This window comes from Amycolatopsis sp. NPDC049252, from assembly GCF_043197175.1.
Taxonomy (GTDB): domain Bacteria; phylum Actinomycetota; class Actinomycetes; order Mycobacteriales; family Pseudonocardiaceae; genus Amycolatopsis.
Genome location: NZ_JBICSQ010000087.1, coordinates 1 through 15,815 on the forward strand (window position 1 = coordinate 1; position 15,815 = coordinate 15,815).

12 protein-coding genes are annotated in these 15,815 nt (G+C 72.1%); 5 read left to right on the forward strand and 7 right to left on the reverse strand.

What is annotated here, in order from left to right; translation table 11 throughout:
* Positions 1 to 127: 127 nt before the first annotated feature.
* From ACGFMK_RS42055 to ACGFMK_RS42065, 3 genes are all read right to left on the reverse strand, one after another.
* Positions 128 to 1,660 carry a DHA2 family efflux MFS transporter permease subunit gene (locus tag ACGFMK_RS42055; protein ID WP_392775324.1) on the reverse strand — a complete coding sequence of 511 codons (1,533 nt, stop codon included), beginning with the start codon at positions 1,658 to 1,660 and terminating at the stop codon, positions 128 to 130.
* A gap of 238 nt (positions 1,661 to 1,898) precedes the next feature.
* Positions 1,899 to 2,672 (reverse strand): hypothetical protein, encoded by a 774-nt coding sequence (locus tag ACGFMK_RS42060; protein WP_392775327.1) that lies wholly within the window; start codon positions 2,670 to 2,672, stop codon positions 1,899 to 1,901.
* Between the two features lie 156 nt (positions 2,673 to 2,828).
* The gene (locus ACGFMK_RS42065) at positions 2,829 to 3,662 is read right to left on the reverse strand and encodes a Bax inhibitor-1/YccA family protein (RefSeq protein WP_392775330.1); all 834 of its coding nucleotides are present in this window, start codon (positions 3,660 to 3,662) and stop codon (positions 2,829 to 2,831) included.
* Positions 3,663 to 3,996: 334 nt separating this feature from the next.
* On the opposite strand from ACGFMK_RS42065, the gene ACGFMK_RS42070 reads away from it, so the two are divergent.
* The 4 genes from ACGFMK_RS42070 (at position 3,997) to ACGFMK_RS42085 (ending at position 9,562) form a co-directional block, all read left to right on the forward strand.
* Positions 3,997 to 5,460 carry a SpaA isopeptide-forming pilin-related protein gene (locus ACGFMK_RS42070; RefSeq protein WP_392775332.1) on the forward strand — a complete coding sequence of 488 codons (1,464 nt, stop codon included), beginning with the start codon at positions 3,997 to 3,999 and terminating at the stop codon, positions 5,458 to 5,460.
* Between the two features lie 4 nt (positions 5,461 to 5,464).
* Positions 5,465 to 6,169: a class F sortase gene (locus tag ACGFMK_RS42075; RefSeq protein WP_392775334.1), complete on the forward strand. Its 705-nt coding sequence runs from the start codon at positions 5,465 to 5,467 to the stop codon at positions 6,167 to 6,169.
* A 100-nt stretch (positions 6,170 to 6,269) separates the two neighbouring features.
* The gene (locus ACGFMK_RS42080; RefSeq protein ID WP_392775337.1) at positions 6,270 to 8,261 is read left to right on the forward strand and encodes an SDR family oxidoreductase; all 1,992 of its coding nucleotides are present in this window, start codon (positions 6,270 to 6,272) and stop codon (positions 8,259 to 8,261) included.
* A 116-nt stretch (positions 8,262 to 8,377) separates the two neighbouring features.
* Entirely contained in the window at positions 8,378 to 9,562 is a 1,185-nt protein-coding gene (locus tag ACGFMK_RS42085) for a cell division protein DivIVA (protein WP_392775340.1), read from the forward strand.
* 75 nt (positions 9,563 to 9,637) lie between these two features.
* Here the strand turns inward: ACGFMK_RS42085 and ACGFMK_RS42090 are convergent, their stop codons facing one another.
* The 4 genes from ACGFMK_RS42090 to ACGFMK_RS42105 all read right to left on the reverse strand — a co-directional run bounded on the left by ACGFMK_RS42090 (position 9,638) and on the right by ACGFMK_RS42105 (position 12,202).
* Entirely contained in the window at positions 9,638 to 10,963 is a 1,326-nt protein-coding gene (locus tag ACGFMK_RS42090) for an amidase family protein (protein WP_392775343.1), read from the reverse strand.
* Between the two features lie 27 nt (positions 10,964 to 10,990).
* Positions 10,991 to 11,593: a LuxR C-terminal-related transcriptional regulator gene (locus tag ACGFMK_RS42095; RefSeq protein ID WP_392775346.1), complete on the reverse strand. Its 603-nt coding sequence runs from the start codon at positions 11,591 to 11,593 to the stop codon at positions 10,991 to 10,993.
* Between the two features lie 67 nt (positions 11,594 to 11,660).
* A complete protein-coding gene (locus ACGFMK_RS42100; RefSeq protein WP_392775348.1) occupies positions 11,661 to 11,927 on the reverse strand; it encodes a WXG100 family type VII secretion target in 267 nt (88 codons plus the stop codon).
* A gap of 2 nt (positions 11,928 to 11,929) precedes the next feature.
* Positions 11,930 to 12,202 (reverse strand): WXG100 family type VII secretion target, encoded by a 273-nt coding sequence (locus ACGFMK_RS42105; protein ID WP_392775351.1) that lies wholly within the window; start codon positions 12,200 to 12,202, stop codon positions 11,930 to 11,932.
* A gap of 177 nt (positions 12,203 to 12,379) precedes the next feature.
* Here ACGFMK_RS42105 and ACGFMK_RS42110 point away from each other — a divergent pair, with 177 nt between their 5' ends.
* Positions 12,380 to 15,649, forward strand: coding sequence for a BTAD domain-containing putative transcriptional regulator (locus tag ACGFMK_RS42110; protein WP_392775354.1), 3,270 nt, complete (start codon positions 12,380 to 12,382; stop codon positions 15,647 to 15,649).
* Positions 15,650 to 15,815: the final 166 nt, after the last annotated feature.

The window sequence follows — 15,815 nt, forward strand, 5'->3', positions numbered from 1 at the left end:
GCCCCCCCCGCCCGCTCTCCCTTCCGGGGGGGGCGTCCCCCGGGCCCCCCCCCCGCCGGGGGGGGGGGGGGGTTGTCGGGGGGGCCCCACCCCACCCCCCCCCCCACGACCAGCCGCGGCAGACCGGCTAGTGGACCATCACCGGCGGGGTGATCTCGTCGCCTTCCGAGGTGGCCGGCGCCGCTGGTTTGGTCTTCGGCAGGAAGAACGCCGGAATCAGGCACAGGGACACCAGGACCAGGGACCACACGAACGTCGTCGAGAAGGCGTCCGCCGCCAGGCCCGTTGCGGCGGAATGCGAAGCAGGGTTCAGGATGGCCGCCGTGGCCGCGAGCTGGCCCTGGGCCGTCGGGACGCCGAACTTGCCCGCCAGCAGGGCCGCGAGGATCGTCGCCATGACCGCCGAGCCGATCGCGCCCGCGGTCTGCTGGACGATGTTCGTCGCCGTGGACGCGCGGGCCATGTCCTTCGGCTGCAGCGTCTGCAGCGCCGACGTCGTGATCGGCATCATCGTGCAGCCCATGCCGAGGCCCATCACGAACAGCGCCGACAGCAGGACCGGGTACGGCGTGGTCGCGGTGACCTGGGTCAGCATCGCCATCGAGCCGATGATCAGCACCAGGCCCGGCAGCACGATCTTCCGCGCCCCGACCTTGTCGGCCAGCCGCCCGGTGATCGGCATCATGATCATCGCGCCGAAGCCCTGCGGAGCCAGCAGCAGCCCGGCGTGCAGCGTGGTTTCGCCGCGCACCAGCAGGAAGTACGTCGGCAGCAGCATCATCCCGCCGAGGAACGCGACGAAGAACAGCGACATCGTCACCATCGCGACCGTGAACGTGCGGTTCTTGAACAGCCGCAGGTCCACCAGCGGGTTCGGCACCTTCAGCGCGCGCACCACGAACCCGGCCAGCAGCACCAGCCCGGCCAGCGCCGGCAGCCACACCTCGACGGCGCCGATCCCGCCCGCGGACGGGATCTTCGAGACGCCGAAGATCAGCGCCGCCAGGCCGGGCGAGACCATCAGCATGCCCACGAAGTCGAAGCGCCCGGACGGCTCCGGGGCGTCCTTCGGCAGCAGCCGCCACGACAGCAGCAGCGTGACGACGCCGATCGGCACGTTGATGAAGAAGATCCAGCGCCAGCTCACCGCGTCGACCAGCCAGCCGCCCAGGATCGGGCCGCCGATCGGGCCCAGCAGCATCGGCACGCCCAGCACCGCCATCACGCGCCCGATCCGCTGCGGACCGGCCGCGCGGGTCATGATCGTCATGCCGCACGGCATCAGCATGCCGCCGCCGAAGCCCTGCAGGACGCGGAACAGGATCAGCGTTTCGATGTTCCACGCCACGCCCGCGAGCATCGAGCCGGCCAGGAACAGCACGATCGCGATCATGTAGAGCCGCTTGGTGCCGAACCGGTCGGACGCCCAGCCGGTGACCGGGATCACCGTGGCGAGCGCGAGCAGGTACCCGGTGGAGACCCACTGGATGACGTCGAACGACGTCGAGAACTCGATCGTGAGCTTCTGCAGCGCGACGTTGACGACCGTGGTGTCCAGGATCGCCATGATGGCGCCGAGGACCACGACGGACGCGACCTTCAGCACCCTCGCGTCGAGCGCGTCACCCTGCGGCGCGGTGGCCGTACTTTCCGTTGACATAAGAACAATTCCCCCAGTTGGTGGTTTCCGTCGCGAGGGTACCGGGGGCCACCGACAAAAAACGCCTCGGCAGATGCGGTCCGCCGGAACGGGGTTGGACAGCGGCCGCGGCGGCCAGGTCCGTGGCAGCTCGTCGCACAGTGGGACAAACACCAGGTGGAACGGACGGCGCAACCCCCGGTTACATCGAAGGCCCCCTCGCGAGCACGCGAGGAGGCCTTCGGTGAGCTGAGAACTACTACTTCTTCGCCTTGAAGCACATCGTTCGCGCGGGCTGCGGGTACGCCACGGCGATGACGTCCTGGCTGTCACCACAGGCGTTCTTGTCGGCCTGGCCTTCGACGACCTTCACGACCTCGGCTTCACCGCTCGGGTCGCTGCACGGCACCTTCTTGTAACCCTCGGTCTTGGAGGTCAGGTTCGCCAGGCAGTCCCCCTGCTTGGCGTTGACCATCAGGCACAGCTTGTAGGAGCTGCTGCCCGTGACGGAGTAGGTGTCGTACGGCGACTCGGCGCCACCCGGGCACTCGTCGCTGGCGCTGTCGAGCTTGGCACCGATCTTCACGTTCGCGTTCACGTCGGCGCAGTCGGCCTTGACCGGGTCGTCGCCGCCCGTGCTGAACTGGGTGATCGTCAGGCAGTCGCCGACGGCGGAGCTCCCCGGCGACTTCGCGAAGTTGATGATCACCAGCGTGCCGCCGACGACCACGATCACCGCGACGATCGCGAGGCGGATCCAGAGCGCCTTCGACTTCTTCGGCGCGACGGGCGGCGCGGGCGGGAAACCGGGCTGGCCGAACTGGCCGGGCGGCGGCCCGTACTGGCCCGGCTGCCCCTGGACCGGCTGGCCCTGGGGCAGCGTGCCGTACTGCGGCTGCGGCTGGCCCTGCGGCGGCGTGCCGTACTGCGGCTGGCCGTACTGCTGCTGCGGCTGGCCGCCGGGAGGCGGCCCGTAGGGATCGGGCTGACCCACCGGCTGCTGGCCCCCGGGGGCCGGAGGGGGAACGCTCACTGTGAACCTCACACATGTGAAATAAGAGAACCGACCGGCACATCAAACACGCAGTGTGATCAGTAGCCGCAGCGGGGTCCACGTATGGGGCATTAACCGACAGAAAAGGCGCCCCGTTGATTACGGAGCGCCTTCACTGTAGGACTGTGAGCCAGATTACTCGCGGAGGTACGACAGCAGCCGCAGGATCTCCAGGTACAGCCAGACCAGGGTCGTCATCAGGCCGAAGGCGACGTACCACGCCCACTTCGACGGCACGCCCTCGCGGATCATCCGGTCCGCCTGGTCGAAGTCGAGCAGGAAGCTGAAGGCCGCGATGCCGATGCAGACGATGCTGAAGATGATGGCGATCGGGCCGCCGTCACGCAGCGGGTTGAAGCCGAAGGCCAGCGCGCTGATCAGGTTGAACAGCATGAGGATCGCGACACCGACGACGGCGCCGACGATCCACTTGGTCAGCTTCGGCGTGACCTTCACGGCGCCGGTCTTGTAGACCACCAGCATGCCGATGAAGACACCCATCGTGCCGATGATCGCCTGCAGCGCGATACCCGGGTAGATCGCTTCGAACACGCCGCTCACCGCGCCGAGGAAGAGACCTTCGGCGGCCGAGTAGACGAGCGTCAGTGGCGCGCTCGCCTTCTGTTTGAAAATGATCACCAGGGAGATCACGAGCCCGACGACCAGGCCGCCGAGCATCGCCCCGATGAGCGCGACGGACAGCCGGCCGGTGTCGGCCAGCTGGTTCTGCGCCCAGATCGCGGTGACGATCCCGACGAGCAGCGTGACGCCGAGGCTGATGCCCGTCTTCACGACGACGTCGTCGACGGTCATCGGGCGGTCGCCCTCGTTGGCGGAGACCTGTCCCGGGCCGTACCCGGGCACGCCACCCTGGGGCTGATTGAAGCCCACCGGGGGGCCGTACTGGCCGTAAGTCTGAGTTCCGCCCTTTGGCAGGTTGCGGAACGCCGGGTTGCTACTGGAACGCACCTGATCCTCCTGGATCTGCTGCTCTGTGAATCAACGCTGCGTGAATCAAGGCTGCATAGGGTCCAACGACCGCCGGGGACGCGCGGTTCCCGTCGAGTAAAGACGACTTTACTCGACGGCTGATCAGCGGTCCTCGCGCACACCGTATGCGACGGACGCCACGACCGTTCACCGACAGGCACCCGATGGACGCTAGACATTTTCGACTCCGCGGCGAGACGCTCACCTGGCGTGGTCGGTAACTCACCGAAAGCGTGCCTGGATTGTGATCAAACGTGTGACCTGCGACGACGCCCCCGACGTCGGCGCGGACCATCGAAGGAGTCGACACACCATGGTGTGGTCCCCGAACCACCGCGCGGGTCGTCGCGCGCTCACCGGCCTGGTCGCCGCGGCCCTGCTGGGCGCGCTCTCGGTGACCGTCGGCGCCCCGGCGGCGTCGGCGGCGTCACAGGAGGGCATCGGCTACGAGGTCAAGCCGGGCCAGCCGATGAACCCGACGCCGAGCCGCAACTGGCTGGGCTCCTACATCGTCGGCGGGCAGCAGGTGTTCTGCGTGAGCTTCCAGCTCAAGGCCCCGAACACCGACGAGGAGTACAAGCCGGGTGACGAGCTGCTGACGAAGTGGGGCACGAAGCTGCCCGCGGACCAGGCGGCGAACATCTCCTACCTGCTGCTGCGCTACGGCGACACGAAGAAGCCCGAGGAGGCCGCGGCGCTCGCGCACCTGCTGCACTCCTGGACGGCCGCGCCGCGCTCGGCCGCCGACCTCGACCCGTCGCTGACCGCCGACAAGATCGGCTACGACGCGGACTTCCACCTGGGCAAGCTGCCCGCGGACGCGAAGGCCGCCGTGGACCGGCTGACGACCGAGGCCGAGACGAACCGCGGCCCGTGGACCGCGTCGGTCACCACGCCGAAGGAAGACCAGCACGTCGGCACCGCCGGCGAGTGGACGGTGACGGTCAAGAACGCCAAGGGCAAGGGCGTCGCCGACGTCGACGTGAAGCTGACGGCGACCGCCGCCACCCTCGCCGAGGGCACGGCCGCCACGGCCGACGCGGGCAACTCGAGCCCGCAGGCCGCGGCGAAGGACGTCACCCTCAAGACCGGTGCGGACGGCACGGTGAAGGTCTCGCTGACGCCGACCGGCGACAAGCCGGAGCTGGCCGCGTCGCTCACCGCGCCCGCCGACCGGCCGTACGTGCGGGCGCCGGTGAACACCGGTGTCCAGCGGGTCGTGTCGACCGGCGGCGAGAAGGAACTGACCGCCCAGGGCGTCGTCAACGTCGCGAAACCGGGCGCGGTGCAGGTGACCAAGGTGGACGCGGACAGCGGCAAGGGGGTCGGCGGCGCGGTCCTGCGGATCACCGGCGCGGACAAGGCGACGGCCGCGCTCGACCAGGACGGCAAGCCGCTCAACGGCGCCGACGGCAAGCCCGCCGTCGTCACCACCGACGGCAAGACCGGCGCCGTCACCGTCGAGAACCTGCGGGCCCCGCAGGACGTCTGCGTGGTCGAGGTCAGCGCGCCGCCGGGTTACACGAACGCGTTCGACCCGAAGAACCCGCCGTCGGCCTGCGGGAAGATCGAATCCGGCAAGACGCTGGTGCTGACGGTGTCGAACAAGCCGAACGAGGTTCCGCACGCCATCCCGGCGGGCGGCCCGCCGACCGTGCTGGCCCAGGGCGCGGTCGAAACCAGCTACTCGACGGCCGGTGTCGCCGGGCTCGGCCTGCTCGCCCTGGTGGGGTCCGCACTGGTCGGACTCGCCGCGCGGCGCGCCTCGCGCGGGTAACGCCGTGACCGGAATAGGCAAGCTGCTGGGCGGTTTCGCGGTGGGCGTCGTGACCGTGCTGGCCGTCGAGGTCGCCACCGGCGTGGTCGAGCCCCCGCCGTCGACCACCGTCGTCGCGGGGGTCGCGCAGCCGGTGCCCGCGGCCGGGCGGGCGCCGGGCGGGGCGCCTTCCTCGGCGCCCCAGGCGACGACCGCGCCGCCGTCACCGGCACCGACGACGCCGACGACCGCGGCGGCGCCGGCGGCGGAGACCCCGAGGGCGTCCGCGCCGCAGGAGCCCGGCACCGTCCGGCTGCCCGGCGGCGGCACGGCGACGCTGGTGCGCAAGGAACTCGGGCCGAACGCCGAGCTGCCGATCCCCGCCGACCTCGGCCAGGCGACCTGGTGGGGCGCCGAGCTGGACGCGGCGGGCGGCGCGAGCGTGTTCGCCGGCCACGTGAACTGGCGGGGCGCGACCGGGCCGTTCGCCGAGCTGTGGACCGACCGCATCGGCGGCCTGGTGTCCATTGTGGACAGCACGGGCAAGGCCTGGCGCTACCGCGTCTCCCAGCTGGTCACCGTGCACAAGAACGACCTGCCCGCGCGGGCCGACGACCTGTTCGGCCAGTCCGGCCCGCACCGGGTGGTCCTGGTGACCTGCGGGGGCCGCTGGGTCGGCGGTACCGACGGTTACGAGGAGAACCGCGTCGTCATCGCGGACCCGGCGTAAGTTACTCGTGGGTAACATCACGTCGCGCCACGGTGGTCAGTGACGCCCGGATGCAGCAGAATGCCCAGGGTCAGGCAGGGCTGCGAGAGGTGAGGCGACGATGGCGACGTTCTTGGTGACCGGGGCGACCGGACTGATCGGGCGCCAGTTCACCCGGCGGCTGCTCTCCCGCCCCGACGACGACCGCGTCGCGCTGCTGGTCCGCGCGTCGAGCCGGGCCAAGCTGGCCGCGCTGGTCGACCAGTGGCCGCACTCCGACCGCGTCACGCTGGTCACCGGCGACCTCGGCGAGCCGCTGCTCGGCGTGTCCGAGAAGGACCGCGAGGACCTGCGCGGGCACGTCGACCACATCGTGCACCTGGCCGCGCTCTACGACATCACCGCCGACGACGAGGCCAGCGTCAAGGCCAATGTGGACGGCACGCGCAGCGTCGTCGCCCTGGCCGCCGACCTGCGCGCCGGCTGCCTGCACCACGTGTCTTCGGTGGCCGTCGCGGGCGACCACGACGGCGTCTTCACCGAGGAGATGTTCGACGCCGGGCAGCGGCTGATCACGCCGTACCACCGGACCAAGTTCGAGGCCGAGAAGATCGTCCGCGAGCAGACCGAGGTGCCGTGGCGGGTGTACCGGCCCGCCGTCGTCGTCGGGGACTCCGTGACCGGCGAGATGGACAAGGTCGACGGCCCCTACTACCTCTTCCCCGCGATCAGCAGGCTCGCCGGGCTGCCGGACCTGCCGATCGTCGGACCCGGCCTGGGCGACACCAACGTCGTCCCGGTCGACTACGTCGCCAAGGCGCTGCTGGAGCTGGTGACCAAGCCGGGCCACGACGGCCAGGCCTTCCACCTGGTCAACCCGGAGCCGCAGCCGGTCGTCTCGGTGTACAACGCCTTCGCGAAGGCCGCGGGCGCCCCGACGATCACCGTGCAGCTCAACGAGCGGTTCTCGAAGGGTGTCGTCGGGCTGGTCAAGCTGTCCGAGCACATCCCCGGCTTCACCATCGCGCGCGACGCCGTCCTCGAGCGCCTCGGCATCCCGCCGGTGCTGCTGGAGACGATGGCGTTCCCCTCGGTGTTCTCCTCGACCGCGACGCGCAAGGCGCTCGCCGGCAGCGTCGAGGTGCCGCGGCTGGAGGACTACGCGGCGACGCTGTGGCGGTACTGGCGCGAGCACCTCGACCCGTTCCGCGCGCGCAAGCACGGCCCGCGGGGCGAATTGGACGGCCGTCGCGTGATCATCACCGGCGCGTCGTCGGGCATCGGCCGGGCGACCGCGCTGAAGGTCGCGGCGGCGGGCGGGGTCCCGCTGCTCGTGGCGCGGCGGCAGCACGAGCTCGAAGAGGTGCGCGACGAGATCATCGCGGCGGGCGGCACGGCGTCGGTGTACCCGGCCGACCTGACCGACGAGGACTCGGTGCACAAGGCCGTCGACGCGATGCTCGCCGAGCACGGCCGGATCGACATGCTGGTCAACAACGCCGGCCGGTCGATCCGCCGGTCGATCAAGCTGTCGTACGACCGGATGCACGACTACGAGCGCGCGATGGCGATCAACTACTTCGGCGCGGTCCGGCTGATCCTCGCGGTGCTGCCGCACATGTCCGAGCGGAAGTTCGGGCACATCGTGAACGTCTCGTCGATCGGCGTGCAGGGCATCGCGCCGCGTTTCTCGGCCTACGCGGCGTCGAAGGCGGCGCTGGACTACTTCTCGCGGATCGCGGCGACCGAGACCCACGGCGACGGGATCACCTTCACCACGATCCACATGCCGCTGGTGCGGACGCCGATGATCCGGCCGACGAAGATCTACGACGCGTTCCCGACGAAGTCGCCGGAGCAGGCCGCGGACATGGTGATGAAGGCGCTGCTCGAGCGTCCGAAGCACATCGGCACGCCGGCCGGGCAGGCGATCGGGCTGGCCTACACGCTCACGCCGGGCCTCACCGACGCCGTCGCGTACCAGGGTTTCCGGATCTTCCCGGATTCGACCGCGGCGGGCGGTTCGGGCCAGCTCAAGATCGGACGTGGCGAGAAACACCTCTCGCGCGCGGCGATGGCGCTCGCGCGGCTGTCGCGAGGCTTCCACTGGTAACTCAGAGTTTTCCCGGTACGGCCGTTCCGGCGACGCGCCGCCACGTCCGCGACACGTGTTGGTGATTTGTTAAGCCGGACGGCGGAAGCGCAGCGTGCCCGGGTACGGTCGGGCCCATGGTTCCTGAGCGCGAGAATGCCGCAAGCGCCCTCAACGGCCTGCTCCCCCTCCGTCGCGAGTACACCCAGGCCTGGCACGGCTTCGACCGGAACGAGGTGCGCCAGTACCTCGACCACGTCGAGGCCCAGCTGCGCCGCGTGGTCAGCGACCGTGACGCCGCGGTGGCGCAGACCGCCGCGGTGGCTCGTGAGCTGGAGTCCGTCCGCGGGCAGGTCGCGCAGCTCGAGGCACGCGTCGAGGAGCTCAAGAAACCGCCGGAGCGGCTCGAGGACCTCGACGAGCGGATGCAGCGCACGGTGACGCTCGCGCAGGCCCGCGCGGACGAGATCGTCAAGCGCGCCGAAGCCGCCGCGGAGAAGACGTGGGCGGGCTCGACCGAGGCGTCGACGAAGCTGCGCGAGCGCTACACGCGGCTCGTCACGGAGCTCGACAAGCAGGCGGACCTGCTCCATTCGGAGCACGAGAACGCGCTTGCCGAGACGCGCGCGGAGGTGCAGCGGCTCACCGTCGAGGCGGCCCAGCGGCGGGAACTGCTCGACAACGAGGCGGAGCGCAAGCGCCGGAAGCTCGAGCGCGAGTTCGAGGCGTCCCAGGCGGCCCAGAAGGCGGCGCTGGAGAAGCACGTCGCCGACCAGCGCACGGCGAGCAAGAACCAGGCCGAGCGCCGCCTCGCGGAGGCGACCGCCGAGGCGAAGCGCCGGCTCGACGAGGCCACGGCCGAGGCCAAGCGCCGGCTCGACGAGGCGACGACCCAGGCGGCCCAGCGCACGACGGCGGCGAACCGCAAGGTCGAGCGCCTGGCGGAGATCCGCGAGCAGGCCCGCAAGAGCCTGGCGGCGGCCGAGGACATCCTCAACCGCAGCGAGACGCAGCTGGCCACGCTACCCGAGGAAGCCGTCATCCCGCAGGCGTCGAAGCTGGTGGGCGGCGACGACCGCGCCGAGTCCCCGACGACCCCGGCCGCGCCGGTGGTCCCGGTGGTCCAGCCGTCGGTCCCGGCCAAGACTCCGGTGCCCTCGGGGGCGACGAAGGCCGCGGTTCCCGCGAAGCAGGCGCCCCCGGCCGCGAAGCCGGGCAACAACACCCCGGCGAAGCAGCACGGCCCGGCGACCCGGCCGGCGAACGGGAACGGCAACGGCGCCAAGCCGCTGTCCCCCGCGGCGGGCAAGCCCGGCTCCTGATCGTTTGATGTGCCGTGAAGGCCACCTTGGGGGACTCTGAGTCCCTCAAGGTGGCCTTCACGGCTTTCCGGGGTGTTACGCGCGTGCGGTGCGGGGCCAGGGGTTCGCGGACTCCAGCTGGGCCGCCAGGCCCAGCAGCAAGGACTCTCCGCCCGGGCGGGCCACCAGCTGGACCGACGTCGGCAGGCCCGACGACGGAGCCCGGCTCACCGGGACCGAGATCGCCGGGTAGCCCGCGAGGTTCCACAGGCCCGTGAAGCCCGCCAGGCGCAGCGACGGCACCACGTTCGACGGCCAGCGCCGCTCGTGCCAGCGGCCCGCCTTCGCCGGCCAGTGCGAGAGCGTAGGCGTCATCAGGACGTCATGGTCTGCGAAGAACTCCTCCGCCCGCGCGAGCCAGTGCCGCCGGGTGCGTTCGCGGATGAAGCCGGCCTTCTCGAACAGCTGCCCGAGCCGGACGTGCGTGCGGGTCCGGCGCTGCAGCCGGGAGAAGTCGAAGTCGCGGGCCTGCTCGGCCGGGCCCGCGCACCAGCGGGCCGAGATGCCCAGGATCGCCGACACGGGGTACTTGGGCGCGCCCGGCGCGACCGAGTGCCCGGCCGCCTTCAGCAGGTCCGCCGCCTGGGCGACCGCCGCGACCAGCTCGCGGGGCACCGGTGAGCGCAGCACCGGCACCGTCGTGGACGTCCCGATCCGCACCGACTCGGGCGTGGTGACCGTCGCCAGCGAGGGATCCGAAGCCAGCACCGAGAGCAGCACGGCCGCGTCGGCGACCGTCGTGGCCAGCGGCCCGTGCACCGACATGCCGAACCAGCCGCCTTCGGCCAGCAGGTCCGCGCCCGGCTTCAGCCCGACGAGCCCGCACATCGCCGCCGGGAGGCGGATCGAGCCGAGGCCGTCGGTGCCGTGGGCCAGCGGGACCAGCCCGGCCGCGACCGCCGCCGCGCTGCCGCCGGACGAGCCGCCCGAGGCGTACGTCGGCTCCCAGGGGTTGCGGGCGATGCCGTCCGGGGTGTCGCTCATCGGCCAGATGCAGAGCTCGGGCACGCGCGTCAGCCCGACGAGCACCGCGCCGGCCGCGCGCAGGCGGGCCGCGATCTCGCCGTCCTCGCCGAACGGCGTGGAGGGCCCCGCCACCGAGCCGTGCGACGCGAACTCCCCGGCGATCGCCGTGACGTCCTTGACCGCGACGGGCACCCCGGCCAGCGGCAACGACGCCAGATCGGGCCGCGCGGCGACTTCGGCGGCTTCCGCCAGCGCCTGCTCGGCGCGCACCCGGCGGAACGCCCCGACGACGCCGTCGGCGGCCGCGATCCGGTCGAGGGCTTCCTTGGTCACCTGCACCGGGTCGAGCTTCCCGGCCCGGACGGAGGCCGCGATCTCCGCGGCGGTCGACACCATGATCGCGACCCTAGCCCACCAAAAGGCTCAGATCGCGCCCGCTCGCAGCGCGTAGGCGACGGCGTGGGCGCGGTTGTTGAGGCCGCAGCGCGTCATCAGGCCGTAGAGGACGTTCTTCACGGTCCGCTCGGAGTAGCACAGCTTCGCCGCGATCTCCTCGGTCCCGAACCCCTCGGCGACCAGCCGCAGTACGTCGCACTCGCGCGCGGCCAGCCCGGACAGCGTCAGCCCGTTCGGCTCGAGCACGTCCCGGCGCATCCGCTGGACCTGCGACAGCAGCGCCCCCTGCAGCCGCGGCGGCAGGTTCGCCGTGCCGTCGCCCGCCGCCAGCACCGCCGTGACCAGCTCGGCCCCACCCGTCTCGCGGCGCGGCAGGATCGCCACGACGCCGCTCTCCAGCACCGCCATCAGGTCGCTCTCGCGGAAGTGCTCGACCACCAGCACGACGTGCGACGCCTTGGCCGCGCGGATCTCGCCCAGCACCGTCTCGGTGACGTGCTCCTCCATCACCAGCAGCACGTCGGGCACCAGGTCGGTGATCCGGAGATCCGGATGGGACTCCAGGAGGCTCACCGCGCCGGCGTGCGTGATCGGGTCCGAGGCGAGGACGGTCACTTCGACGGGCTTCATGGAAGCAGTGTGGACGGCGTGTCTTCACGCCCTCCCTATTCCGTCTTCACGCGACTCTGAAGACGCTTCAGGAGCCGGGCTCGTCGTAGCCGCGGGCCAGCTCGCCGAACGCCTCCCGCGCCCGGTCGACGCAGTCCGGCATCCGCTCCGAGGCCTTCACCCAGTCGCGCTTGGCCTGCAGGTACCGCTCCCGCGCCTCGTCCGTCCAGCCCGCCAGCCCCGGCTCCACAGTGGACTCCAGCTCGGCGAGCAGCTCGCCGAGGCCGCCGGTGATCGACCCCATCCGGTCGAGCACCAGGTCGGCGAGGGTGAAGTCGAACCGCTGGCGGGACACCGTCACGTCCCGCCCGGCCCGCCGGACCGCTGCCGCGGCACCCGGCCGCCGGTGGCCTCCAGCAGCCATGCGAGCCGGGTGAGGATCACGTCGAACTCCTGCTCCCAGTCGTTCATCGCCTGGCCGAACCGCACCGAAGCCTCGCCGCGCCACGCCGCCTGCAGCGTCGCCATCTCGCTGTTGACGTCGCGGAGCTGGGAGTTCGCGGCGTCGATGGCGGACGCGAACCGCGCGGCGGCGCGCTTCATGTCGTCCGTCGGCGCGGCTGAACTCATTCGTGGCTCCTCACGTGTCCGGCACCCGAGAGTGGCGTACCGGGCAGCCGAACGAAACCCCGCCCGACGGCCGTTGCCCGAATGTCCGCCATCCTTGCCTGCGGGTTCACGACCGCCGCGTATGCTCACCTCAGGCATCCGGCGCGTGACGATCCGTCAGCGCACGAAGGGAGACCGATGTCGGCTGCGGACAGCGCCGCACCGAGACTCCGCTTGCTGGGCCCCGTCCAGGCCTGGCAAGGCGAAACGGAGCTCGATCTCGGCTCCGCGCACCGTCGGACGGTCCTCGCCGCACTGGCGATGAACCCGAACCGCACGGTCTCGCGCGAGGAGCTGATCGACGCCGTCTGGGGCGAGGCACCTCCGCAGAGCGCGCAGGGTTCGATCTACACGTACGTCTCCGGGCTGCGGCGGGCGCTCGAGCCCGGCCGCGCCAAGGGTGCGGGCCCGCAGCTGCTCGCCTCGATCGGGTCCGGCTACTCGCTCTGCCTGGACGCCGAGGCGATCGACGTCCACCGGTTCGAATCCCTGCGCGAGCAGGCGCAGCGGCAGCAGTCGGCGGGCGACCTGCGCGGCGCCCGCGAAACCCTCGACGAGGCCTTGAGCCTGTGGCAGGGCGTTCCGCTGTCCGGCCTGCCCGGCCCGTTCGCCGCCGCCCAGCGCGCGCGGCTCGGCGAAGTGCGGCTGGCGACGATCGAACGCCGGGCCGAGATCGTGCTCGAATCCGGCGGGCACCACGAGCTCGTGGCCGAATTGACAGCGTTGACACGCGAGCACCCCTTCCGCGAGACGCTGCGCGGCCTGCTGATGCGCGCGCTGGCCCGGTCCGACCGGCGGACCGAGGCGATCGCCGTCTACACCGACGTCCGGGACAAGCTCGTCGAGTCGTCGGGCACCGAGCCCGGCCCGGCGCTGCGGCGGCTGTACGAGCAGCTGCTCCAGAAGCCGGCCGAGCCGCCGGCCCCGAAACCGGCGGCGCCCGCCCGCGTGACACGGTTCCCCGTCACGTCACTTCCGGAACGCACGGACATCTTCGTCGGCCGGGACGCCGAGCTGGCGCTGCTGCGCGAGGCCGTCGCCGGCCTGGCCGGCGGCACCGGCCGGTCGCTGTGGCTGGAGGGCGAACCGGGCAGCGGCCGCACCGCCCTGCTGGCCGAGGTGCTCGCCGCGGCGCAGGACGCCGACGTGAAACCCGCCTTCGCCGTCGCGGACGCGCTGGACCAGCGGTTCGCGCTGCGGCCGCTGCTCGACGCCCTGCACGTGCACCCGCGGGCCACCGACGAACGCCGGGCCGACCTCGCCGTCCGGCTCACCGAGCACCCCGGTGAGGACCCGGTCGACGGGCTGCTCGGGCTGGTCCGCGAGCTGTGCGCGGAAGGCCCGCTCGTGCTCGCGGTCGACGACCTGCAGTGGGCCGACGACACGACGCTGCGCGTCTGGCGGCACCTGAGCCGGGAGACGCGGGACCTGCCGCTGCTGCTCGTCGGCGCGTGCCGCCCGGTGCCGCGGCTGGCCGCGCTGGACGACCTGCGCGGCGAGCTCGACGCCGACGGCACCACCGTGCTCGCGCTGCCGCCGCTGGCCGAGAGCGCCGCGCGGGAGCTGGCCACCGAGCTGGTGGGCGCGCCGCCGGGGCCGGGCCTGCAGCTGCTGGTGTCCTACGCGGCCGGAAACCCGCGCTACGTCCGGGAAGTCGTCGAAACGCTGCTGGCGCAGTCGATGATCGTGCTCGACGGCGTGCACGCGCACCTGGACGGCAACTCGTGCCAGAACATCCCGTCGCCGCTGGGTTCGCGGATCACGCTGTACCTGAGCTTCCTCTCCAGCGGCACCCGCGACACGTTGCGCTGGGCCGCCTTGCTGGGCCGCGAGTTCTCCTTGTCCGACATCGCCGTCGCCACCGAGCGGTCGCCCACGTCACTGGTGGGCGCGGTCGACGAGGCGATCACCTCCGGCGTGCTCGTCGAGTCCGGCGACCGGGTGGCGTTCCGGCACCCCTTGCTGCGCCGGGTGCTCTACGAAAAGACGCCCGCGGCGATGCGCGTCGCGCTGCACCGGCAGCTGGCCGAGGCCTTCGCGACGGCGGGCGCGCCCGCGGACCGCGTCGCCGAGCAGCTCGCGGCCGCGCCGGCCCAGGTCGACCCGTGGGTCGTCACCTGGCTGCTGGAGAACATCGGCACGGTCGCCACCGAAACCCCGCGCATCGCGGTCGATCTGCTGCGCCACGCCGTCACGCAGGGTGCGCTGCAGCCGGAGGCGCGGGAAACGCTTACCGCGACCCTGGCGCGGCTGCTGTTCTGGCTCGGCCGCGAGCCCGAGGCCGAGGCGCGCTCGGTCGTCGCGCGGACGTCGGACAGCAGGCGCGCGGCCGAGATGCGCTGGATCCTGGCCTACATCTACTACCGCCGCGGCGACTTCGCCGAGGCGACGGCCGAGGTGAAGCGGACCCTCGACGACGCCGACGTCCCGGAGATGTGGCGCGGGCGGCACGAGTCGCTGCTGACCACGCTGGAGCGGCTGGGTGACGACCCGGGCGCGGTCCTGGTGCCCGCCGGGCTGCACCCGCTGGACGACGCGGCGCTGTCCGTGCCGAACCTCGACAGCCTCGACGAAGCCGCCGAGCCCCTCGACGCCGCCCGCCGCCTCGCCGCGACCCGCGCGGTACCGGGTGAGATGCACCTGGCCGGCGCGGTGCACTACTACTGGCTGGGCCGCTGGCCGGAGGCGCTGGCCGAGCTGGACGCGGTGATCCGCGACGGCGCGGAAACCGCTTCTTACGTCCTGCGCAGCCCGGGTTCGGCGCTGCTCGTGCACGGCGTCGGCGCGCTGATCGCCGGCCACCGCGGCGAGCCGGAGCAGGCCAGGACGCACCTCGACGCGGCGGGCCGGCAGCAGTGGCCGAAGGGGCTCGAGCCCGACGGCGGGGACTTCCTGCTCGCGGCGCAGTCGTTGCTGGCCGAGCAGGACGGCCGGCCGGAGGCGGCGCTGGCCGCGCTTTTGCCGCTGCTGGAGGAGAACTACCCGCCGGCCGCGCGGCACCAGTGGCTGCCCGACCTGGTCCGGCTCGCCGGGCAGCTGGGCGATCAGCAGCACGCGCACCAGGCGTTGCGGCTGCTCGAACCCGAGGGTGACGTGCCGCCGGCCCACGCGGCCGCGGCCGCGCACTGCCGCGGCCTGGTGACCGGCGACCCGGAACCGGTGCTGACGGCGGCCGAGCACTACCGCGCGGCGGGCCGGCTGCTCAAGCAGGCCAAGGCGACCGAGGACGCGGCGATCCTGCTGGCCGAGTCCGACCGCCTCGACGACGCGCGGACGGCGTTCCGGGCGGCGCTGACGGCGTACACGAGCATGGGCGCGGTCTGGGACGTCCGGCGCGCGGAGTCGCGGATGCAGCCCTTCGGGATCCGGCGGGCGAACTCGGTCCGTTCGCGCGCCGCCGGCGAGTGACACCGACGCCTTCGGTGTCCCACAACGGATCCCTCCTTCTCAACTCTCGATCCGCGCCGTCGGGCACGGTCGTTCCGAGGCCCTGACCTGGGCCGTCTACCAGGGCATACGCCGTCGGCACCGATTCGCACGAATACCCCGCGATTCCGGCCGCGGGGCGTGATCC